Raw genomic sequence first — 19,350 nt, 5'->3', positions numbered from 1 at the left:
ACCGGTTTCAGGAATACCCTGAACCGGTGTTTTGCTGTTTAGAGGACAGTGATGCCATCGCGGATAAAGTTTTCAACTACAAAAGCGGAGACGCCAAGTGCTGCTGAATAAACTGAAAGCTGAGAGAACTGCAGCTGCACTTCTTTTTGATGAAACGGAAGGGTATGGGTTTGAATGGTTTCCAAAATCGGTCCTTCAAGCCATTGTTTGGCGACCACGAGCCGGTTTCCGATGATGACCTGCTCGGGATTAAAGGCGTTAATGATGTTGTTCACTCCGATTCCGATGGATACTCCGATTTTTTCAAACAACGCAATGGCTTCCGGGTCGTTCTGTTCTGCCAACGCAACAAGTGATTCGAGCGTGGCATCTTGCTGGGGCGCCATTTCAAGAAGTGCGTTTTCGGAAGCATAAACCTCCCAGCATCCCTGACTCCCGCAGCTGCATTTTTTGCCGTTGGCCTGAATGATCACATGTCCGAGTTCTCCGGAGTATCCGTTCTTGCCTTGGTATAATTCTCCGTTCAGAATAATTCCGGCACCAATTCCGATTCCGGCACTGACATAAATGATGTCCTGAAAGCTTTGGCCGGCTCCCAGCTGCTTTTCGCCATATGCGCCTGCATTGGCTTCATTTTCAATAAGGACCGGCAGCTTGAACTCTTCTTCAATATGCTGTTTTAACGAAATGTTGCTCCAGTTCAGGTTTGGGGCAAAAAGAACAGTTCCTTGCTTGTCCACAATGCCTGGTACGCCGATTCCAATTCCGACTGCACCGTAGGAGCTTTTAGGCATTTCAAGGATCAAAGAGCGGATCATTTCACTGACCACGTCTGTCACTGCGTCAAACGCCACATTCTTTATGGGCTGATTTTTTTCAATAAGGATGTTTCCTTTTAAATCCGTCAGCATGCTCAAGACGTAATTGACCCCGATATCAATACCGATTGCATATCCGGCGGTCTTGTTGAAGTGAAGGAGTACTGGCCGCCGCCCCCCGCTGGATTCCCCCGGGCCGGATTCAAAGATCAAATTCTCTTCCAGAATATCGTTCACAAGAGAGGAGACGGTCGCTTTGTTCAGCCCGGTAATCTGGGCGATGTCGGCGCGTGAAACGGGTTCTTTTTCGATGATCGTCTGCAATACGAGCGATTTATTGTTTCTTTTTACAACTTGCTGGTTCCAGGTAATCGTTTGCATAAAATTCTCCTAACATTTGAGCGTTTATATTAGTATAAACTTAGTTTGGTCAATATACAAACTTAGTTATTCATGCTAAGATAAGAAATAGAAAGAACAGTGAATCCATTTACTTACAATTATAAAACAATACAGAACAGATAACCATGCTGTAAAACCAGACGATCACACTTTTAAAATGGAGGACAAAACATGAAAAAAGTCCGCTGGGGTGTATTAAGTACTGCAACCATCGGTTTGACTCAGGGCATGCCGGCCATACAGCGTTCGGAAAATGCAGAACTCGTTGGCTTGGCAAGCAGGGGAGACAGAGGGAAGGCAAAGGCCGAAGAACTGTCGATTCCAAGGTACTATGAAAGCTATGAAAAGCTGCTGGATGACCCGGAAATTGAATCCGTTTACATTCCCCTGCCCAATCACCTGCATCTGGAATGGGCGGTAAAAGCAGCGCGCAAGGGCAAGCATGTTCTGTGTGAAAAGCCGGCATTTCTTCATGCAGAAGATACGAAGGGAATGGCGGAGGTGTGCCGCGAACAGGGTGTTTATTTTATGGAAGCCTTTATGTATCAGTTTCATCCTCAGCACGAATGTGTGAAAGAAATTATCGCCTCCGGGGAGATCGGCGAGGTGAAGCTCATGCGCTCAAGTTTTTCTTTTTATATCAGTAACCGTGAAGAAAATATCCGGTTGAGCAAGGAAAAGGGCGGTGGAAGCATTTATGATGTTGGCTGTTATTCCATCCATGCCGCCCGGTCGATCTTACAATCCGAACCGGTCGAGATACAGGCGTTCTCCGATCTTGATCCTTCTACCGGTGTGGATCTCTCTTCTGTTGTTCATATGAAACTGGAAAACGGCAGCCCTGTCGTGTTTGATTGCAGTTTTGATATGGCCAACCGGGAAGAGTACGAGGTGGTCGGGACAAAAGGAACGATTACAGTGAATCGGGCTTTCCGCCCCGATGTGTATGGCGGAGAGGGTCTGATCCTGATTCGGACAAAGGAGGGGCAACGGGAAGAAAAAGTGGCAGGTGACCAGTATCGCAGCCAGATCGAACACTTTCCTCCTGTATTCTTGAGGGGAAAGAGCCGTCTTATACGCTTGAAGAAACCTATAAAAATATGCTGGCCATTGATGCCTGCTACCAATCGATCCAAAAACGCCAGCTCGTAAATCTTTAACTACATAGTAAAAAAGAAGGCAGGGAAATAAAAATGGGTAAAGATATCTTTTTTAAAAAGTAAACTGCCTAATCCTAATTCGATTAAAATGGCGTGTGAACTGATATCAGTTTACACGCCATTTTTTCTGATTTATTCAGGATTTGATCAACAATAAAATACCGAGCAACACGATAAGAGTAAATACGTAACGCTCAAATTTATGAGGAGGGATTCGCCTATGTAAAAAGGTGCCAAGTAAAGTAGCAATAACTATTATAGGAAGGGAGGGCATAAAAAGGAAAAACAGATCCTTTGTCCATAATCCGCCAATTGCCTGGCCAAAAACAACCAGTACACCAGAAATAAGGAAATGGGCTTGCAAGGTTGCTTGAAACTGATCTCTTTGCCAACCCTTCATCGTTCCGTAAACCACAACGGGTACACCATTAAAGTTATAAGCACTGCCAAGCACACCGGAAGCGAATCCGAAAGGCAGGGCCCAAACAGAACGTTGTAACACCGTTTTTCTTGCCTGATTAACTAACTTCGCTTTGACTAGTGAATAAACGCCATAAACAATTAGAAAAATTCCAAGCGAAACAGTTATGATAACTGCCGGGGCAAAAGAGACCAAAATCAAGCCAACTGGAATTCCAAGAAAAGTCGATGTGGCGAGCAGAACAAGAGACGAGCGGTCAATGTGCCGCCATCCAGCAGCAACACTAAGACAAGCCACTGTAAGTCCTGCCAAGCCAATTAATGAAATTGAAGTATGCAAGTCAACGGGTAAAAGTGTTAGTAAAGGCATACTCACTATGGCTTCTCCAAATCCAAAAGTTGCCCTCATCAACGCCCCAATAAAAACTACTGTGATAATCAATATAATAAGAGTAGTAGTCATAGTTATATAACAACTCCAGAAATTAGAATTATTGCTTAAATTAAACACCAAGCCCGAGTAATATCTAAATAATAAAATAGTGTCATATCTGCTGTTTCTCTGGTTTCATTCTCCTGAATCGCAAAAAATCCAAATATTCGTAATTACTCTACACTTTCTTCGCACGTCGGCTCATTAAGATGGTAATCACAGTGGCTGCGATGACTCCGGTGATCAGGCATTTATACATATCTTTAAACAACAGACCCATGACCACTCCTGTTATTACACCGGCGGTAATGTTGGTAACCCGTTCCCTTTGACTCATGTTTATCCCTCCATTTTGGTTAATAAAACATTTACTTTATGAAGCGCGAACTGCAAATCCCGTTGTTCTTCCTCGTTTAATTTCGTGAGGTTTTGGCTGAAACGGTTGTAGATTTCCGCCCATTTCTTTTCTTGAACCTCTTTACCTTTTGGAGTGAGTGCAATCAACACAGCCCGTTTGTCCTTGGGATCAGGTTTTTTTACCAAATAGCCTTGCACTTCAAGAGCGCTGACGACATTGGTCAGCTGCTGCTTGGCGATATCCAGGCCGGTGCTGATTTCTTTAAGGTTAAACGCCCGCTTGTTCATGAACAGATACTCAATGACATGGTTCTGCATATGGCTTAGTTCTGTAGCATTTTTATTTAATTCACTAAAGCTGCCAAACAGGTTGGGGATTAGTGTGATATATTCATGTGCGAGTTCTTTCTTCATCAGGTTTCTCCTTTTTAAGTGCTTATGGTTAATATATTATTACTAAATTTAATTTATTTCAACTCATTTAATGATATTTAGTAAAATTATAATTACTAAATAAAAGAGCTGAGACAGGTTTTGGATACTATGGTGTTGTTTCTCATAGGCCTGGTCGTAGTGTATGGCGCGATTATTTTTCATTAATTTCAAGAAAACAGCGACTTCTAATCCGTAAGGCTGAGGAAAAGGAATTTAGCCTACGCCTTTGATTTAATCGATTACAAAAATAGTTCCATTTATTTAGTTTGTTTGATAGACAAACTAAGTTGCAAGGTGCTATAATCGGTGTAACAAATCAGCTGCGGGCCGATACAGCCAGTAATGTAAGCGGCTACATTATAGGTTCTGACAGCAATCAAGGGGGAAGTACATACTATGGCATATTTTGAAGGCGTGAAACAAGTTCAATTTGAAGGAGCGGATTCCAACAATCCTCTCGCGTTTCGTTATTACAATCCCGCTGAAGTGATCAATGGAAAAACAGCGGAAGAATGGCTCCGTTTTTCAGTCGCTTACTGGCATACTTTTACAGCAGATGGAACTGACCCGTTCGGAGTAGGAACTGCCATCCGTCCTTGGGATCAATTTAAAGGGATGGACCTTGCCAAAGCACGTGTGGATGCTGCTTTTGAACTGTTTGAAAAGCTCGATGTTCCGTTTTTCTGCTTCCATGATGTGGATATTGCGCCAGAAGGAAGCAATTTAAAAGAAACCAATGAAAATCAGGACATTATCGTAAACATGATTCAGGAGTATATGAAAACCAGCAAAGTAAAATTGCTTTGGAACACTGCAAACATGTTTACCCATCCGCGTTATGTGCACGGAGCAGCCACAACCAGTAATGCTGATGTGTTCGCCTATTCCGCGGCGAAAGTAAAAAAAGCGCTGGAAGTGGCCAAGCAGCTTGGCGCTGAAAACTATGTGTTCTGGGGTGGACGTGAAGGATATGAAACCCTCTTGAACACAGACATGAAGCTGGAGCAGGATAACCTCGCGCGTTTCTTCCATATGGCCAAGGATTATGCAAAAGAAATCGGCTTTAACGGACAGTTCCTTATTGAGCCGAAGCCGAAGGAGCCAACGAAGCATCAATATGACTTTGACGTGGCAACGGGTCTTGCGTTCCTGCAAAAGTACGATCTTCAGGATACATTCAAATTCAACGTGGAAGCCAACCATGCGACGCTTGCCGGCCATACGTTTGAACATGAACTGCGAGTGGCTCGAATCAACGGCATGCTTGGATCTGTCGATGCGAACCAGGGTGATACGCTTCTTGGCTGGGATACTGACGAATTCCCGACCGACCTGTATTCTGCTACACTGGCCATGTATGAAATTCTTAAAAATGACGGCCTTGGCAGCGGCGGCTTGAACTTTGATGCGAAGGTTCGAAGAGGATCCTTTGAGCCGGAAGATCTGTTCCATGCTCACATTGCGGGAATGGATTGCTTTGCTATCGGTTTGAAGGTAGCGAACAAACTGATTGAAGACCGTGTGCTGGATGCCTTCATTGAAGACCGCTACAGCAGCTATACAAGAGGAATCGGCCTTGACATTGTCGAAGGAAAAACAGATTTCCATGCTCTTGAGGCTTATGCTTATCAATTGGGCGACATCAAGAACCAATCCGGGCGCCAGGAGCGCCTGAAAGCAACAGTAAACCGTTACATCATTGAAACACTGTCCAGCGTGACTGTGTAAGAAAAGAATAACATTCATCAACCACCAAAAAGTGCTGGACATCCAAGTTGCCCAGCACTTTTTTATCAATAGAAAAGGAATGATCAAACATGAAGTATGTCATCGGTGTAGATTTAGGTACAAGCGCGGTAAAAATTTTGCTCGTGAACCAGAAGGGGGAGGTATGTTATGAGGTCTCCAAATCGTATCCTCTAATTCAGGAGAAATTTGGATACAGTGAACAGGATCCGGAACAGTGGGTAAAGCAAACGACCGAAGGCCTGAAGGAGCTGATTGCCCAAGTTGATGGAAACCCGGAAGATATTGAAGGAATCAGTTTCTCGGGTCAGATGCACGGGCTGGTCTTACTCGATGAAACCAATCAGGTGCTTCGTAACGCCATTCTTTGGAACGACACCCGTACCACCCCGCAATGCCGGGAAATCGTTGAAACGATTGGCGAACAGCAACTGTTGAAGGTAACGAAAAACCCGGCGCTGGAGGGCTTTACCTTGCCTAAAATTCTGTGGGTGAAGGAGAATGAGCCGGAGATATTTGAAAAAGCAGCTGTTTTTCTTTTGCCAAAGGACTATTTGAGATACCGGATGACCGGCAGTTTGAGCAGTGAGTATTCCGATGCGGCCGGCACTCTGCTACTTAATGTCAGCGGGAAAAAGTGGTGCGAGGAAATGTGCGGAACGTTTGGCATTGATGTGAGTCTTTGTCCTCCGCTTGTCGAATCGCATGATTGCGTTGGAAAAATTACCGAAGAATTCGCACAGGAGACAGGTCTTGCTCCTTCGACAGGCGTTTATGCCGGCGGTGCTGACAATGCATGCGGTGCAATAGGCGCTGGAATTCTGTCTGAAGGCAAAACGCTGTGCAGCATCGGCACATCCGGTGTGGTGCTGTCGTATGAAGAAAGAAATGATCAGGACTTTGAAGGCAAGGTTCACTATTTTAATCATGGCGAGGAAAATGCCTTCTACACAATGGGAGTAACATTGGCAGCGGGCTACAGCCTGAGCTGGTTTAAAGAACGCTTTGCTGCGGATGAACCGTTTGAATCGTTTTTGCAGGACATCGAAACGGTGCCTGCGGGATCCAACGGCTTGCTGTTCACGCCTTATTTGGTCGGTGAGCGGACCCCGCATGCCGATTCCAGCATCCGTTCAAGCTTTATTGGCGTGGATGCCTCTCATGAACGAAAGCATTTTATCCGGGCGGTGCTTGAAGGAATCACCTTCTCGCTGAATGAATCGATTGAGATTTTCAGGGACCATGGGAAGGCGATTGATACGATCATTTCCATCGGCGGCGGAGCGAAGAATGAGAATTGGCTGCAGATGCAGGCGGATATTTTCAATGCCACGATCGTCAAGCTTTCCAGTGAACAAGGACCGGGGATGGGTGCGGCCATGCTCGCAGCGTATGGCTCAGGCTGGTTCTCCTCTTTAAAGGAATGTGCAGAATCCTTTATCGAGTCAGCCAAAACCTATCAGCCAAACAGCGAAAATGTAGAACGCTATAAAAAAATATTTAGAGTCTATCAGCAAGTGTATTCACAAACGAAAGAAATGAACCAACAGCTGATGGAATTAAGAAACTAGTCTAACTTGCGAGATTGCCAGGTAAAACGGGTGGTAGATGGATCACTGTATCAGCCGACCCATTCTATCGAATCACGGCGGTTTCAAATATCGGAAATGATTACAATTGGAAATCAAGGATGAACAAAACAGAAAAATCTATTAAGAACGGAGGAACTAGTATGTCAGAAATCATCAATCCAATTTTACGTGGCTTTAATCCTGATCCATCCATACTACGGGTAGAAGGCGATTATTATATCGCAACATCCACCTTCGAATGGTTTCCGGGAGTACAGATTCATCATTCAAAGGATTTGAGAAACTGGGAGCTGCTGCCGCGTCCATTAACGCGCAAAAGCCAGCTTGATATGCTCGGAAACCCAAGTTCTGGTGGTGTTTGGGCGCCTTGTCTCAGTTATCACGAGGGTACCTTCTATCTCATTTATACGGATGTAAAAAGCCATATTGGCCCGTTCAAGGATACGCACAACTACCTGGTAACGGCAACAGATATCCAGGGGCCTTGGTCTGAACCCATCTATTTGAACAGCAGTGGCTTTGATCCTTCTCTTTTCCACGATGATAACGGAAAGAAATGGCTGGTGAATATGGTTTGGGATCACCGCAAAAATAAAAATTCGTTTGGCGGCATTTTGCTTCAGGAATACTCTCCGCAGGAAGAAAAGCTTGTCGGGTCCATCCGTAATATTTTTAAGGGAACAAGCCTAGGGCTTACGGAGGCGCCTCATCTATATAAAAAGAACGGCTATTATTATCTTGTCACTGCCGAGGGAGGAACGCGGTATAACCATGCAGTAACCGTAGCCAGGTCACAGAGTCTTTTTGGTCCGTATGAAGTGGATCCCAAAGGACCGGTGCTGACTTCAAAAGGGAAACCAGAGTTGGCGCTGCAAAAGGCCGGACATGCGAGCATTGTTGAAACTCAGGACAATGAGGTGTATATGGTGCACCTGACCGGACGTCCGTTGCCTGGCTCGGAAAATTGCAACCTTGGGCGCGAAACCTCCATCCAGAAAGCGGTATGGACCGATGATCACTGGCTGAGACTTGAAGACGGAGGTAACCGTCCCCATGAAAGAGTGGAAGCACCATCCCTCCCTGAGTTTACAATTAAACCCGTGCCTGAAACTGACGATTTTGATGGAGAAGGGCTTAGCATCCATTTTAATTCCCTGCGCGAACCGATGAGCGAGGAATGGGTATCGGTAAAGGAACGACCCGGTTATCTTAGGCTAAGGGGAAGGGAATCCATGAATTCCAACCACAGGCAAAGTTTGATCGCCAGAAGACAGCAGGCGTTTTCGTTCTTGGCAGAAACAGAGGTGGAGTGCTGTCCACAAACCTTTCAGCAAATGGCGGGACTGATCTATTATTACAACAACCGAAACTATTATTATCTCTGCATCAGCAAGGATGAGGAAGCAGGAAAGTGCCTGTATATTATGAGCAATGACCAGGGTGATTATGATGAATCTTTGGATGCACCCATTTCTATTGAAGGATGGGAAAAGGTGTACTTAAAGGCGGAAATTGAGTATCATGATCTCCAATTCTATTATTCTCCCGACGGGGAACATTGGAAAGCTGTGGGTCCTGTTCTGGATGCCGGGAAAATCTCAGATGACCATGCCGAATTGAAAAAAGGCGGCACCTTGCTGGATCAAGGATTCACAGGCGCGTTTATTGGCCTTTGCAGTCAGGATTTAAGCGGACGTGACTTTTATGCGGATTTTGATTACTTTTCATACGTGGAGCGGGGAGTTCGAATTCAGAGCTGCTTTAGAACAACGGAAAAGCCATGGTATGTGAACCAATAGTCGCATGGAGAATAGAATTGAGTGACCCAGGTGGTACAGGAAGGACATTTATTTAACGTTTGACGAAGGGCATGCCCAAAAAACGTTGTCTGAATTAACAGGTGTGACACTCACTTGACGAGAGCCCCCTTTGGCAGCCATCCTTATATGAAAGAAGACTTGCGCCATGGGCTGGTTCAGTACATGATGAGGATGTGGGGCTGGAACGTGGATACAGCAGACTGGAAACATCACGAAACCGCTCCGGAACGGATTATTGAAAACGCCATCAAAGGCATTGATGCGGTTGCAGAGGGACCGATTGTCATTCTTCTTCACATGACGAAAGGAACAGCATCCGTTTTGTCAAGACTCATTGATCTGATCAACAATGATGGTGTACAATTTCGTGCCTATGATCGGAACAGTACTTTACCATGAATTTTTGGGATGACAATAGGCTTTACCAGGCAGACAGAAAGGTGATGGACGATGAAAGTCATTCAAGAGAACTTTGGCACCACACAAGATCAGGACATTTTGGCCTATACGATGATCAACAGCAAAGGAATGGAAGTTTCCGCGATTAATTACGGCGCAATCATTACCTGCATCATGGCACCCGACAAAGAGGGGAACCTGGAGAATGTCGTGCTTGGCCACGATACTCTGGGGGATTATTTGAAGGACACCAATTACCTTGGAGCCATCGCCGGACGGGTCGCCGGAAGGATTCTGAGCGGTTCCTTTGAACTGGACGGACAGGAATATACCCTTGCCAAAAATGATGGAAACAACCACCTTCATGGAGGAAAAAAAGGGTTTAACGCGGTGGTATGGAGTGCAGAAGTGATTGAAGAGGAAGAGCAATGCGGGGTGAAATTTTCCTATGTCAGCCCTGATGGAGAAGAAGGATACCCCGGCAGGGTGGAGGTTAATGTTACCTATCTTATAAATGATGAAAACACGTTAAGCATTTCATATTCCGCCCAAAGCGACAAAAAGACACTGTTGAATCTTACCAATCATTCGTACTTTAACTTAAGCGGGAACCTGAAGCATGATATTCAGGATCACACGCTCCAGTTAAAGAGCGACCAATTCTTGGAGCTGGATAAAGAACTGATTCCCACTGGCAGGGCGCTGAATGTTCAGGGTACACCGTTTGATTTACGAAAAGGGCAAAAGGTGAAAACAGGAACAACTGCAGATTATGAGCAGAACAAGCTGGCTGGAGGGGGATATGACCATCCGTTCTTGCTGGCCACGAATCAAAACAATGAGATCGTGCTGAAAGAGGAAACAAGCGGAAGAACCTTAACGGTTGAGACGGATCAAAAATGCGTGGTCGTTTATTCAGGGAACATGCTGGATTCCGATGGAGAGTTCCGTGATGTGCCATCTAGAAAGCATCTCGGCATTTGCCTGGAAACACAAGGTGTGCCGGATGCCATCCACCATTCACAGTTTCCATCGGTGGTTCTGGATGCAGGTGAGGAATATCAAGCCCATACGACGTACACATTTGGAGTGGAATAACCAAGAAGCAGGAGCCGGGTTGCGGTTCCTGCTTTTTTAAAGCAGTTTCGGCGCTGTATTCACCTGTGAAAAAATAAAATGGGTCACCGTGTGCGCATAGGGACTTGCTTCTTCAATGAATGTTTCCGCTTCAGAGAAGGTAGTAAACTGCAGCTTCAGCATAAAGCAGGCGTTGCCCGCAATCCGGTAGCAAAACTCTACGTTGGTCAGGCGCTCGATGTAACGCTTGAAAGCTTGGTAATCTCCATTCTTTACCGTCGCCTCCACAATACACTGGATCGGCTGGCCCAACTTTTCATAATCCACTTCCAATGTATATTTTCGGATCACGCCAAACGATTCCATTCTTCGCACACGTTCGGTGACAGAGGGAGATGAAAGATTGATTTTTCTCCCAAGTTCGCTCATGGACAGCCGGCTGTTCTCCCGCAGTTCATCAATTATTTTTCTGTCGATATCGTCGATTTTCATATTTAATGTTATTCTCCTTAACTCATTAAATTTAAAAAGAAAATTGAAAGATTAGGTTTAATAGTAAATGGCAGGGGTTGGTTTTCCTTAGTACCATTAAAGGGTACAGGGAGGAATGCTTAATGGCAAGAATAAAAGAATCAGAACGTGGAGCCACACCGTTTCAGCATCTGCTCGGACATAATCAGGAGGTCATGAACAGATGGAATGACCTTGGCAGTATGCTGGCGGAGGAAGGAAGACTTTCATCCCGTCTTAAAGAGCAGGTGCGGAGAACGCTGGCCCAGGGGAACGGCTGTGAATACTGCAAGGCGAAAGGAAAGCCTGAACCTCATCTTTTTGATGAAAAAACCTCTATCTCCGTTGGTTTTGCGGACGTCTTTTTAAAAGTGAAGGGAGATATTCCTGATTCTATTTTCAAGGTGTTGAAAGAAACCTTTTCTGACGAGGAAATCAGTGAACTGTGTGCGTTTATCGCCTTTACCACAGCCTCCCAATATTTCGGGGCGATGATGGGATTGAAAGCATAAAAAAATGGCCAAGGGGAAAATTCCCCTTGGTCATTTTAAATAACGCTCTTTAATGATGTTACGGTGATGAAGCTCATGGCCGGCAATGATAAAAGCGAGAGCCCTTGCTGTCACTTCCTCATTGTTTGCCGCTCCTCTTCGTTTTAACGCTTCGTCACTCAGCGTGTTCAATAGTGAGAGAGTAGCCTGGCGGATGCTTGTGTAATGCTGGGTCAAGTCGGTTAATGAGTGAGCGTTAAACGCTGCGGCTTTTACATACTCCTCATCATCGTATCCCGGCAGCGTTGCCATTTCCCCTCTGGCGATGCTGAGCATCCTGTAATTCATGATCCATTCGGTATCTGCCATATGCCCGATGACTTCTTTAAGGCTCCACTTATTCGGCGCATAGCGGTATTCACCATCTTCTTCAGATAACGAGTTTAACAGAGAAGCCGTTTCTTTAATTTGTTGTTTTAGCGTTTCTAAAACGTCCCCTTCAGGCACCAGCTGGATATAAGATTCAAAGTCCTCGGCATATTCATCAGGTCTTGGCCGTTCAGTCATCGTTATCCTCCTTTTTAACAATTGATGCAACCCCATAGCTATATTCCTTAAACCACTCTGGGTTTCCTGCTGTAAAAGGAAATCTATCTTCCTAAAGCGAAGAAAGGAAGATAGATAAAAAAGTATATAAAAGGGGTTCAATTATGCAATTAACAGTAACACCCATCAAACAAGAATATGCACTGCAAATTTTAAATTGGAAATATGAAGCTCCCTATGACTTATACAACATGGCAACAAGCAGAGAGTCCATGAATGAACTGATCGAAAATCACTATTCTGTTGTGCTGGATGAAGGAGATAAGCTGGTTGGCTTTTTTTGTACCGGAACGTCTGCACAGGTACCGGCCGGGGAACTGGCGGGGGCTTATGAAAAGGATGCACTGGATATTGGGTTGGGAATGAATCCGGAATTAACCGGCCGGGGCAACGGGTCTATGTTTTTTTCTTTTATACTGGGATACCTTGAGGGCCAATTCAGCAAATTTTCATATCGTTTGACCGTGGCCTCCTTTAACGAACGGGCCATTCATTTATACCAGAAGTTCGGTTTTCGTGAGACCTTGGCGTTTCATAGGGAAGAAGTGGAGTTTATCGTGATGGTGAGAACAGGGACAGATGATGTTAAACACTTGTTAAAATTGGAGGACTTCTAATGAACCTATTTTTTTTGAATTCGTTTACGAGTGACCCATTTGGCGATAATCCTGCAGCGGTGTGTCTATTGGAAAAAAAAGAATAGGATGATTTGTGGATGCAAAAGGTGGCTAAACAGACCTCTCATTGCAGTTTAGGGCCATATTGGAAAAACAAATTGACTAAGAAGAAATTAGCAGCCTATCAGGCTTCAGAGTGGGGAGGAGAACTAAAGAAAAAGGTTGAAGAAGAAAGAGTACTGATTTCAGGACAGGCAGTACTGGTTTTTGAAGGGGAAGCTTTTTTCGATCATCAATCTATTTCGGTTTAGGAGGAGAAATTATGAAACTTGCATTTTTATATTACCCGGTTACTAATTTGGAGGATTCACTCGCATTCTACCGTAATACTTTTGGATTTGAAGAAGCCTGGCGGGAGGGTGAGCATACGGTGGCTCTTGTGCTGCCGAATTCTGATGTTCGGATGCTGATTGAGGAGGATGAACAGGAACTGTCTGCTGGCGGGGTATTTTTAGTAGATAGTGTGGATGCATTTTATAAAGAACATAAGGAATACATGACGTTTGTAAAAGAGCCGTTGGATATTCCCCCCGGCCGCTATGCCATTTGTAGGGATATATCAGGCAACTGCTTGAGAATCATTGACTTTTCAAAAGAAAAAGCAACAGTATAAAAAAAGGCATGACCTCTATTTGGCCGTGCCTTCTTCAATTGTTCCTATAGAACGTTTCCTCCGGAGATCTTGACCGATTCCCCGACAATGTTTTCGGCTGCGCCTGTGAGCAGAAAGACTATCGTATTGGCCACCTCTTCAGGGGAACTGATCCTTCCGGAAGGAATTCCGGCTTCTGCTTTTTTTAGCTGCTCCTCATAGCTTCGACCGAATTTTCTTCCTTTTCGGGCGATGCTGTCACGGCCCATTTTTGTATCGACATATCCAGGGCATACGGCATTGACCTGAATGCCGCGCTCGGCTGCTTCAACCGCCAATGACTGAGTAAAACCGATGAGAGCAAACTTGGATCCCGCATAAGCACTGCTGCCGGGTGTTCCTCTCAGACCTGACAGGGAGGAAACATTTACGATGGTTCCTTTTTTGGGCTTTTTCTCCAGCATGTGCCGATAGACAAGTTGTGTGAAAAGGACCGTTGAAATAAAGTTCAGCTCCAACACTTTTCTTAAATCGTCTTCCTTTAAGTCTTCCAAGACGCCGCCACCGGTGATTCCAGCTGCATTCACAAGACCCGTTACCGGTCCGATTTCGTCAATGGCTCCTGTCAGCAAGCTTTCCCGTTCTTCTTCCGCATCAAGGTCAGCACTGAACAGATGAACGGAATTATTTGAATTCAATTCCTCACACTTCCCTTTGAGTGTAACGAGTTTGTCTTCGTTACGTCCGGTAATGGTTATATTGGCGCCTGCTGCTGCACACGCCAGGGCAGTTTCCCAGCCGATGCCGCCTGTCGCGCCTGTTATAATGATGTGCTGATCTTTTAGCGCGTCTTTTGAAAAAATGGTCATCTGTTTTGGCCTCCTTGTCGTACTGTTACTAATTTACATTTTCCCTATCTTGGTGGACTAAAAACTTCATTTGGAAGAGGAGAGCAAACCTACTATGCAAAAATGCAGCGTGAACGGAATGATTATTAGAAGACCGGAAAAGGCAGATCAGGAGGAATTGAATCAGCTTTTTATAACGGTCATTAAACATACGTTTAAAAAGGAAGGAATATCCCATCTGACAGAAGAGATGGAAGAGGAAATGATACAGAAGAAGGATTTCCTGCAGAGAGATTTCACCCGTAGTGGAGAAGAGTATTATTTTCTGATTGCCGTTGATGTTCGCGAGAAAAAAATGATTGGAACCATCTCTTACGGACCAGCCAATGCGCTGATCATCAATTGTACAAACCGAGCGTTGAAAGATTGGCTGGAGATTGGAACAGTGTACGTCCATCCGGACTATCAAAAACAGGGAGTAGGAACAGCTTTGTTGAATCACCTGTTTGCTGACATGAAGGGAAAAGGAATCAATCAATTCTGCCTGGACAGCGGCTACAAACAGGCTCAAATGGTATGGAGAAAAAAACTAGGTGAGCCAAAGTACGTTATGAAGGATTATTGGGGAGAAGGAAGCCATCATATGATTTGGGCCGAAAATATTTAACTTCCTCATCTATCAATGGATGAGGAAGTTTTTTATGGTCCTTATAACTCAATATGAAATTGATGTAATAAATCTTTAAAAGCCGGCCGTTCGTTGCCGTCTCTGCCCACGGCATGGGTAGCGGTTACCAGCGAATTCAGCACTGCTTCTTCCACGGCTTCCCCAACTGCACGGAAGGCGGTATCCATATCCTCTTCATGTATCACGGGAATGGATAAACAATCATCCAGCTTAGTGTGTGGTATTTTTATAGCGGTTGAAAATCCAATGGCAATTTCACCACTGCCATGCGTAATAATGGATCCGGTTCTTGAAAGCCCTGCAACAGATCGCTTGATGATTCGGTTCAGCTGCCGCTCTGACACAGGCAAGTCCGTGGCAATGATGATCATGATGGAACCCTTGTCTTTTTCCTCCCACGATTGCAGAAGGGCTTCTTTTAATTCCTGGCCAATCATCCGCCCGTTGATCATAAGATCACTTAATATCCCAAAGTTGGATAATAGGAGTGCACCAATGGTGTATGTGCCATGATCGAGCTGAAAAGTGCGGGAGGAGGTGCCGATGCCTCCTTTTAAGGAATAACACAGCATACCGGTTCCCGCGCCGACACTGCCTTCCTCAAACTCCGTTGAAGCGTTATGTATCGCTTGAAACACGTGCTCCTTCGTAACATATTGAGCGCGTATGTCATTCAGCAGCATATCGTTGCATTCCCCAATGACCGGGTTCACCGTTCCTGTGGTGCGGCCAATCTCTGGGTTGTGCTCCATTGTATATTGAATCACTGCATCAGCAGCGGTTCCAATACTAAGAGTATTGGTTAATACAATCGGGGTTTCAATCACGCCCAATTCCTGCATTTGAATTGTGCCATCGTTTTTCCAAAGCCGTTGATCACATGGCAGGATGCAATGAGCTTCTCTTTAAAAAGATTGCCGGGATGGGGGAGAATGGCTGTCACCCCGGTCTGAATGCTTCCTTCGCTGAGCGTTACATGGCCTACTGTTACTCCTTTCACATCAGTAATAGCATTGTGCTGCCCCGGTTCCAACCGTCCGATTTGAATTCCATAGTCGCGTATCCGTTTTTGATGCTGCATGTTAATTAGCCGCCCTTCATAACCAAATTCTTTCTTTACTATTATAAAACTCTTTCTGTTAAACGGTTATACGCACTTTAAGAATGGGAAGGGTTCTATGTACAAATAAGGGGAGATTTTTACGTTTTTTTAATAATTGGGCTTCGGTTGTGAACACATGGGTAACTGGCGTTCTGGCCTACATTGGCCTGGTCGCCTTAGCTTGCGGCTTTACTCATGTCGCAGGAGGGGTTTGGCGAGCAAAGATTAAGTAGCAATCAAAATAACATAAAGAAAAGAGCAGCTCTGATTAAATCAGCTGCTCTTTTCTGTCGTTACTGGGACAACCAAAAAGGAATTCTCGTCCTGGTTGATGTAAAGCTGGTGCAAGCAGCATTCCAGTTCATCGTCGATGGCTTTGGGAATGGTGATGACGCCTTTTTTATTGATCTTGATGAATTTTGGCGAAAAGCCAGTAGTGTTTTTTTTCTTTGTAATGATGATCCTGTTGTTTTCTTTATGTACTGACAATAGGTCATTTTCTGAGATGTTAAATTCTTCTCGCCATTGTATAGGCAACAGCAATACACGGTTTTTGCGGGGCATATAGTATTTATCACATTCAACAATCAATTGGCATGCTCCTTTGTCAGGAAATGTTATTTAAACTTTACCATATTTTGCGAATATTCAAAAGGAATAAAAACGTTTCACTTAGCCGCATTGATTTTTATGCACAAAGTATTTTAAAGCAGCCAAGGTTTTAAAAAAAAACGGACATGGAACAAGGTGTAAAAATAACAGTTTATATATGACAGAGGATGTCATCCTTTAGTGATAGAGTGAAGGAAAAAGCAAGGAGGCAGATACTGTGAAACCTTTGGAGGGAAAAGTGGCTCTGGTGGCAGGCGGTACGAGAGGAGCAGGACGGGGAATAGCGGTGGAACTGGGTGCAGCTGGAGCGACCGTCTATGTGACGGGGCGTACCACACGAACCGAAACTTCTGAATACGGGCGTCCTGAAACCATCGAAGAGACGGCAGAACTGGTAAATAAAGCAGGAGGAACGGGTATTGCTATGCAAACCGACCATCTTGTGCATCAGCAGGTGGAAACCTTGATTCATCGGATTGAAAAAGAACAGGGAAGATTGGACATTTTGGTTAATGATATATGGGGAAGCGAGCATCTGGCAGAGTGGAATACACCGGTATGGAAACACTCTTTGGAAAAAGGGTTCCGGATGCTGCGCCTGGCGATTGATACCCATATTATAACCAGCCATTATGCGTTGCCGCTGCTCATTAAAAACAAAGGAGGCTTGGTGGTTGAAGTGACAGATGGAACAGAAGACTATAACAAAAACAATTACCGTCTTTCTTTGTTTTATGATTTTGCAAAAAACGGAGTTATCACAATGGCAAAAGCATTGGCGCATGAACTTTCTCCGTATGGTGGTACGGCAGTATCGCTTACCCCTGGCTGGCTCCGCTCGGAATTGATGTTGGAGACGTTTAGGGTAACAGAGGAGAATTGGAGGGATGCCGTAAAGACAGAACCTCATTTTGTCATCTCAGAGTCACCGCGTTACATCGGACGGGCTGTTTCTGCACTTGCTGAAGATGCCAAGCGTCATCGCTGGAATGGTCAGTCTCTATCAAGCGGCCAACTGGCGAAGGTTTATCATTTTACGGATGTCGACGGAACCCGGCCGGACTGCTGGAGGTATCTTGTGGAGGTAGAGGCGGCCGGGAAGCCCGCAAATACCGAGGGATACAGATGAAAGATTGATAGTTACGTTATGGGAAAACAGCACATTTTACTCCATTATTCTCACCAACTACCACATTTAACATACTCTATTAAGAGATTAGAAGATTCGTATCTTCGTCTCGATTTGAGAGTAAGGAGGTGATCATAATGTCATTCCTCCAGCACCGTTCTTGTGGATGTTCATCTCATAAAAAGAAATCCAAACGTTCTTCCAGTTCTTCTAGCTCTTCTAGCTCTTCTTCAGAGTATGTTCTTAAATGTAAGAAGGTAAAAAAAGAGAAAAAGAAAAAGAACAGTTGTCATAATCGTTAGAGCTTATTTTAATTGAAAGACAAGTCGCCTATTGGGCGGCTTTTTTTGATATAAAAAAAGGAGTTGTGATCGTAGAAAAGGAAATAGATAGAGTGGAGAGACGGTTCAGATTTGAAAAAATGAAGGTGAAATGATGAACGCAAAGGCTTTAAGCATGGCACTAATAACGATTATTATTTGGGGATCCACGTTTGCTGCTATCCGATATAGCCTGCACGGCGGTTACTCTGCGGGCCATCTGGTGCTTGTTCGGTATTTAATCGCCTCATTTGCATTTATTCTGTATGCAATTATGCCAGGGGTCCGATTTCGATTACCGAAAAAACAAGATATTTTGCGGCTGCTTCTGCTCGGATGGGTGGGAATCAGCATGTATCATATTGGAGTCACATTTGGTGAACAAACCATTTCAGCAGGTACGGCTGGCATGCTGATTGGAGCAGCCCCGATATTTACAGCACTTTTTGCTGTTATTGTATTGAAGGAACACCTTGGAATACCAGGATGGACGGGTTTGGCTATTGGTCTAACCGGAATTGTGCTGATCACATTAGGGAGCTCCTCGTCATTGACGGTTTCGGGCGGTGCCCTGCTCGTGTTAATGGCCGCAGTAGCGACTTCCGTCTTTTTTGTTTTTCAGAAGGCTTTTTTAACCCGCTATTCTCCTGTTGAGCTTACCGCCTATGTGACGTGGGCGGGCACACTGCCGTTTTTATGGTTTGCTCCCGGGCTTCTAGATTCCATCGGGCATGCAACACTGGAAGCCCATATTTCCACCCTGTATGTCGGCATTTTTCCGGCTGCGATTGCTTATGTTACATGGGCAATTGCTTTATCGGCAGGGAAAGCGAGCTCTGTGGCCAGCATGATCTATTTGGAACCCGGGGTTGCGATCCTGACCGCCTGGATTTGGTTAAGCGAGTGGCCAAGCACCTTATCTCTCATAGGGGGATTGGTTGCGATTGCCGGAGTACTTGTTGTAAATGGTTTTGGAAGAAAGCAAACAACAGTTGAAAAGAAATCAGCCTAAAAATAGGGGCAGCTGATCCGATCAGCTGTCTTTTTACTTTATTTACAGGTGTCGTTAGGGGAGATTGAGTTTGTTACTTGCGGTATTGGCAAATTTAATCGCGG

General features: G+C 44.9%; 21 protein-coding genes and 1 pseudogene. 13 read left to right on the top strand and 9 right to left on the bottom strand.

What is annotated here, in order from left to right; genetic code table 11:
- Positions 1–38: 38 nt before the first annotated feature.
- On the bottom strand, positions 39–1,199 hold the full coding sequence (locus tag AS030_RS19325; protein ID WP_061974737.1) for an ROK family transcriptional regulator: 1,161 nt from the start codon (positions 1,197–1,199) through the stop codon (positions 39–41).
- A 192-nt stretch (positions 1,200–1,391) separates the two neighbouring features.
- Here AS030_RS19325 and AS030_RS19320 point away from each other — a divergent pair, with 192 nt between their 5' ends.
- Complete coding sequence (locus AS030_RS19320) at positions 1,392–2,372, top strand: Gfo/Idh/MocA family protein (RefSeq protein ID WP_338082341.1); 981 nt, start codon at positions 1,392–1,394, stop codon at positions 2,370–2,372.
- 144 nt (positions 2,373–2,516) lie between these two features.
- On the opposite strand, the gene AS030_RS19315 is transcribed toward AS030_RS19320, so the two are convergent.
- The 3 genes from AS030_RS19315 to AS030_RS19310 all read right to left on the bottom strand — a co-directional run bounded on the left by AS030_RS19315 (position 2,517) and on the right by AS030_RS19310 (position 4,004).
- Positions 2,517–3,263, bottom strand: coding sequence for a sulfite exporter TauE/SafE family protein (locus tag AS030_RS19315; protein WP_061974735.1), 747 nt, complete (start codon positions 3,261–3,263; stop codon positions 2,517–2,519).
- Between the two features lie 148 nt (positions 3,264–3,411).
- Positions 3,412–3,570, bottom strand: coding sequence for a hypothetical protein (locus AS030_RS24075; protein ID WP_169792708.1), 159 nt, complete (start codon positions 3,568–3,570; stop codon positions 3,412–3,414).
- 2 nt (positions 3,571–3,572) lie between these two features.
- Positions 3,573–4,004 carry a MarR family winged helix-turn-helix transcriptional regulator gene (locus tag AS030_RS19310; RefSeq protein ID WP_061974733.1) on the bottom strand — a complete coding sequence of 144 codons (432 nt, stop codon included), beginning with the start codon at positions 4,002–4,004 and terminating at the stop codon, positions 3,573–3,575.
- Positions 4,005–4,421: 417 nt separating this feature from the next.
- On the opposite strand from AS030_RS19310, the gene xylA reads away from it, so the two are divergent.
- From xylA to AS030_RS19285, 5 genes are all read left to right on the top strand, one after another.
- Complete coding sequence (gene xylA, locus AS030_RS19305; protein WP_061974731.1) at positions 4,422–5,753, top strand: xylose isomerase; 1,332 nt, start codon at positions 4,422–4,424, stop codon at positions 5,751–5,753.
- 89 nt (positions 5,754–5,842) lie between these two features.
- A complete protein-coding gene (gene xylB, locus AS030_RS19300) occupies positions 5,843–7,342 on the top strand; it encodes a xylulokinase (RefSeq protein ID WP_061974729.1) in 1,500 nt (499 codons plus the stop codon).
- A 161-nt stretch (positions 7,343–7,503) separates the two neighbouring features.
- Complete coding sequence (locus AS030_RS19295) at positions 7,504–9,162, top strand: glycoside hydrolase family 43 protein (RefSeq protein ID WP_061974727.1); 1,659 nt, start codon at positions 7,504–7,506, stop codon at positions 9,160–9,162.
- A 114-nt stretch (positions 9,163–9,276) separates the two neighbouring features.
- On the top strand, positions 9,277–9,582 hold the full coding sequence (locus AS030_RS19290) for a polysaccharide deacetylase family protein (RefSeq protein WP_061974725.1): 306 nt from the start codon (positions 9,277–9,279) through the stop codon (positions 9,580–9,582).
- A gap of 51 nt (positions 9,583–9,633) precedes the next feature.
- The gene (locus AS030_RS19285) at positions 9,634–10,680 is read left to right on the top strand and encodes an aldose epimerase family protein (protein WP_061974723.1); all 1,047 of its coding nucleotides are present in this window, start codon (positions 9,634–9,636) and stop codon (positions 10,678–10,680) included.
- A gap of 36 nt (positions 10,681–10,716) precedes the next feature.
- Here AS030_RS19285 and AS030_RS19280 read toward each other — a convergent pair whose 3' ends face one another.
- On the bottom strand, positions 10,717–11,151 hold the full coding sequence (locus AS030_RS19280) for an Lrp/AsnC family transcriptional regulator (RefSeq protein WP_061974721.1): 435 nt from the start codon (positions 11,149–11,151) through the stop codon (positions 10,717–10,719).
- 122 nt (positions 11,152–11,273) lie between these two features.
- On the opposite strand from AS030_RS19280, the gene AS030_RS19275 reads away from it, so the two are divergent.
- Positions 11,274–11,681, top strand: coding sequence for a carboxymuconolactone decarboxylase family protein (locus AS030_RS19275; RefSeq protein ID WP_061974720.1), 408 nt, complete (start codon positions 11,274–11,276; stop codon positions 11,679–11,681).
- 30 nt (positions 11,682–11,711) lie between these two features.
- Here the strand turns inward: AS030_RS19275 and AS030_RS19270 are convergent, their stop codons facing one another.
- Positions 11,712–12,227 carry a DinB family protein gene (locus AS030_RS19270; RefSeq protein WP_061974718.1) on the bottom strand — a complete coding sequence of 172 codons (516 nt, stop codon included), beginning with the start codon at positions 12,225–12,227 and terminating at the stop codon, positions 11,712–11,714.
- Positions 12,228–12,370: 143 nt separating this feature from the next.
- Between AS030_RS19270 and AS030_RS19265 the strand changes: the two genes are divergently transcribed.
- The 3 genes from AS030_RS19265 to AS030_RS19255 all read left to right on the top strand — a co-directional run bounded on the left by AS030_RS19265 (position 12,371) and on the right by AS030_RS19255 (position 13,556).
- Complete coding sequence (locus AS030_RS19265) at positions 12,371–12,883, top strand: GNAT family N-acetyltransferase (RefSeq protein ID WP_061974716.1); 513 nt, start codon at positions 12,371–12,373, stop codon at positions 12,881–12,883.
- A 98-nt stretch (positions 12,884–12,981) separates the two neighbouring features.
- A complete protein-coding gene (locus AS030_RS19260; protein ID WP_061974714.1) occupies positions 12,982–13,194 on the top strand; it encodes a PhzF family phenazine biosynthesis protein in 213 nt (70 codons plus the stop codon).
- 11 nt (positions 13,195–13,205) lie between these two features.
- Positions 13,206–13,556, top strand: a complete 351-nt coding sequence (locus tag AS030_RS19255) for a VOC family protein (RefSeq protein ID WP_061974712.1) — start codon at positions 13,206–13,208, stop codon at positions 13,554–13,556.
- Between the two features lie 44 nt (positions 13,557–13,600).
- Here AS030_RS19255 and AS030_RS19250 read toward each other — a convergent pair whose 3' ends face one another.
- Positions 13,601–14,404 carry an SDR family NAD(P)-dependent oxidoreductase gene (locus AS030_RS19250; protein ID WP_061974710.1) on the bottom strand — a complete coding sequence of 268 codons (804 nt, stop codon included), beginning with the start codon at positions 14,402–14,404 and terminating at the stop codon, positions 13,601–13,603.
- A 94-nt stretch (positions 14,405–14,498) separates the two neighbouring features.
- Here AS030_RS19250 and AS030_RS19245 point away from each other — a divergent pair, with 94 nt between their 5' ends.
- Positions 14,499–15,050, top strand: a complete 552-nt coding sequence (locus AS030_RS19245) for a GNAT family N-acetyltransferase (protein ID WP_061974708.1) — start codon at positions 14,499–14,501, stop codon at positions 15,048–15,050.
- Positions 15,051–15,091: 41 nt separating this feature from the next.
- Here the strand turns inward: AS030_RS19245 and AS030_RS19240 are convergent.
- Both AS030_RS19240 and AS030_RS19235 read right to left on the bottom strand, forming a co-directional pair.
- Positions 15,092–16,152: pseudogene (locus tag AS030_RS19240) on the bottom strand (DmpA family aminopeptidase).
- Between the two features lie 294 nt (positions 16,153–16,446).
- The gene (locus AS030_RS19235; RefSeq protein WP_061974706.1) at positions 16,447–16,764 is read right to left on the bottom strand and encodes an AbrB/MazE/SpoVT family DNA-binding domain-containing protein; all 318 of its coding nucleotides are present in this window, start codon (positions 16,762–16,764) and stop codon (positions 16,447–16,449) included.
- Positions 16,765–17,002: 238 nt separating this feature from the next.
- On the opposite strand from AS030_RS19235, the gene AS030_RS19230 reads away from it, so the two are divergent.
- Together AS030_RS19230 and AS030_RS19225 are read left to right on the top strand one after the other, a co-directional pair.
- A complete protein-coding gene (locus tag AS030_RS19230) occupies positions 17,003–17,914 on the top strand; it encodes an SDR family oxidoreductase (protein ID WP_061974704.1) in 912 nt (303 codons plus the stop codon).
- A gap of 432 nt (positions 17,915–18,346) precedes the next feature.
- Positions 18,347–19,246 (top strand): DMT family transporter, encoded by a 900-nt coding sequence (locus AS030_RS19225; RefSeq protein WP_338082340.1) that lies wholly within the window; start codon positions 18,347–18,349, stop codon positions 19,244–19,246.
- Positions 19,247–19,350: the final 104 nt, after the last annotated feature.

Source organism: Fictibacillus enclensis (genome assembly GCF_001457035.1).
Taxonomy (GTDB): Bacteria; Bacillota; Bacilli; order Bacillales; family Fictibacillaceae; genus Fictibacillus_C; species Fictibacillus_C enclensis.
The sequence above is the reverse complement of the archived record's forward strand: the minus strand, read 5'-3'. Positions and strand labels throughout refer to the sequence as shown.

Excerpts from the sequence above, each read along its gene's own strand:
- AS030_RS19325 (WP_061974737.1), bottom strand. The coding sequence starts at position 1,199 with ATGCAAACGATTACCTGGAACCAGCAAGTTGTAAAAAGAAACAATAAA.
- AS030_RS19320 (WP_338082341.1), top strand. The coding sequence starts at position 1,392 with ATGAAAAAAGTCCGCTGGGGTGTATTAAGTACTGCAACCATCGGTTTG.
- AS030_RS19315 (WP_061974735.1), bottom strand. The coding sequence starts at position 3,263 with ATGACTACTACTCTTATTATATTGATTATCACAGTAGTTTTTATTGGG.
- AS030_RS24075 (WP_169792708.1), bottom strand. The coding sequence starts at position 3,570 with ATGAGTCAAAGGGAACGGGTTACCAACATTACCGCCGGTGTAATAACA.
- AS030_RS19310 (WP_061974733.1), bottom strand. The coding sequence starts at position 4,004 with ATGAAGAAAGAACTCGCACATGAATATATCACACTAATCCCCAACCTG.
- xylA (WP_061974731.1), top strand. The coding sequence starts at position 4,422 with ATGGCATATTTTGAAGGCGTGAAACAAGTTCAATTTGAAGGAGCGGAT.
- xylB (WP_061974729.1), top strand. The coding sequence starts at position 5,843 with ATGAAGTATGTCATCGGTGTAGATTTAGGTACAAGCGCGGTAAAAATT.
- AS030_RS19295 (WP_061974727.1), top strand. The coding sequence starts at position 7,504 with ATGTCAGAAATCATCAATCCAATTTTACGTGGCTTTAATCCTGATCCA.
- AS030_RS19285 (WP_061974723.1), top strand. The coding sequence starts at position 9,634 with ATGAAAGTCATTCAAGAGAACTTTGGCACCACACAAGATCAGGACATT.
- AS030_RS19280 (WP_061974721.1), bottom strand. The coding sequence starts at position 11,151 with ATGAAAATCGACGATATCGACAGAAAAATAATTGATGAACTGCGGGAG.
- AS030_RS19275 (WP_061974720.1), top strand. The coding sequence starts at position 11,274 with ATGGCAAGAATAAAAGAATCAGAACGTGGAGCCACACCGTTTCAGCAT.
- AS030_RS19270 (WP_061974718.1), bottom strand. The coding sequence starts at position 12,227 with ATGACTGAACGGCCAAGACCTGATGAATATGCCGAGGACTTTGAATCT.
- AS030_RS19265 (WP_061974716.1), top strand. The coding sequence starts at position 12,371 with ATGCAATTAACAGTAACACCCATCAAACAAGAATATGCACTGCAAATT.
- AS030_RS19260 (WP_061974714.1), top strand. The coding sequence starts at position 12,982 with ATGCAAAAGGTGGCTAAACAGACCTCTCATTGCAGTTTAGGGCCATAT.
- AS030_RS19255 (WP_061974712.1), top strand. The coding sequence starts at position 13,206 with ATGAAACTTGCATTTTTATATTACCCGGTTACTAATTTGGAGGATTCA.
- AS030_RS19250 (WP_061974710.1), bottom strand. The coding sequence starts at position 14,404 with ATGACCATTTTTTCAAAAGACGCGCTAAAAGATCAGCACATCATTATA.
- AS030_RS19245 (WP_061974708.1), top strand. The coding sequence starts at position 14,499 with ATGCAAAAATGCAGCGTGAACGGAATGATTATTAGAAGACCGGAAAAG.
- AS030_RS19225 (WP_338082340.1), top strand. The coding sequence starts at position 18,347 with ATGATGAACGCAAAGGCTTTAAGCATGGCACTAATAACGATTATTATT.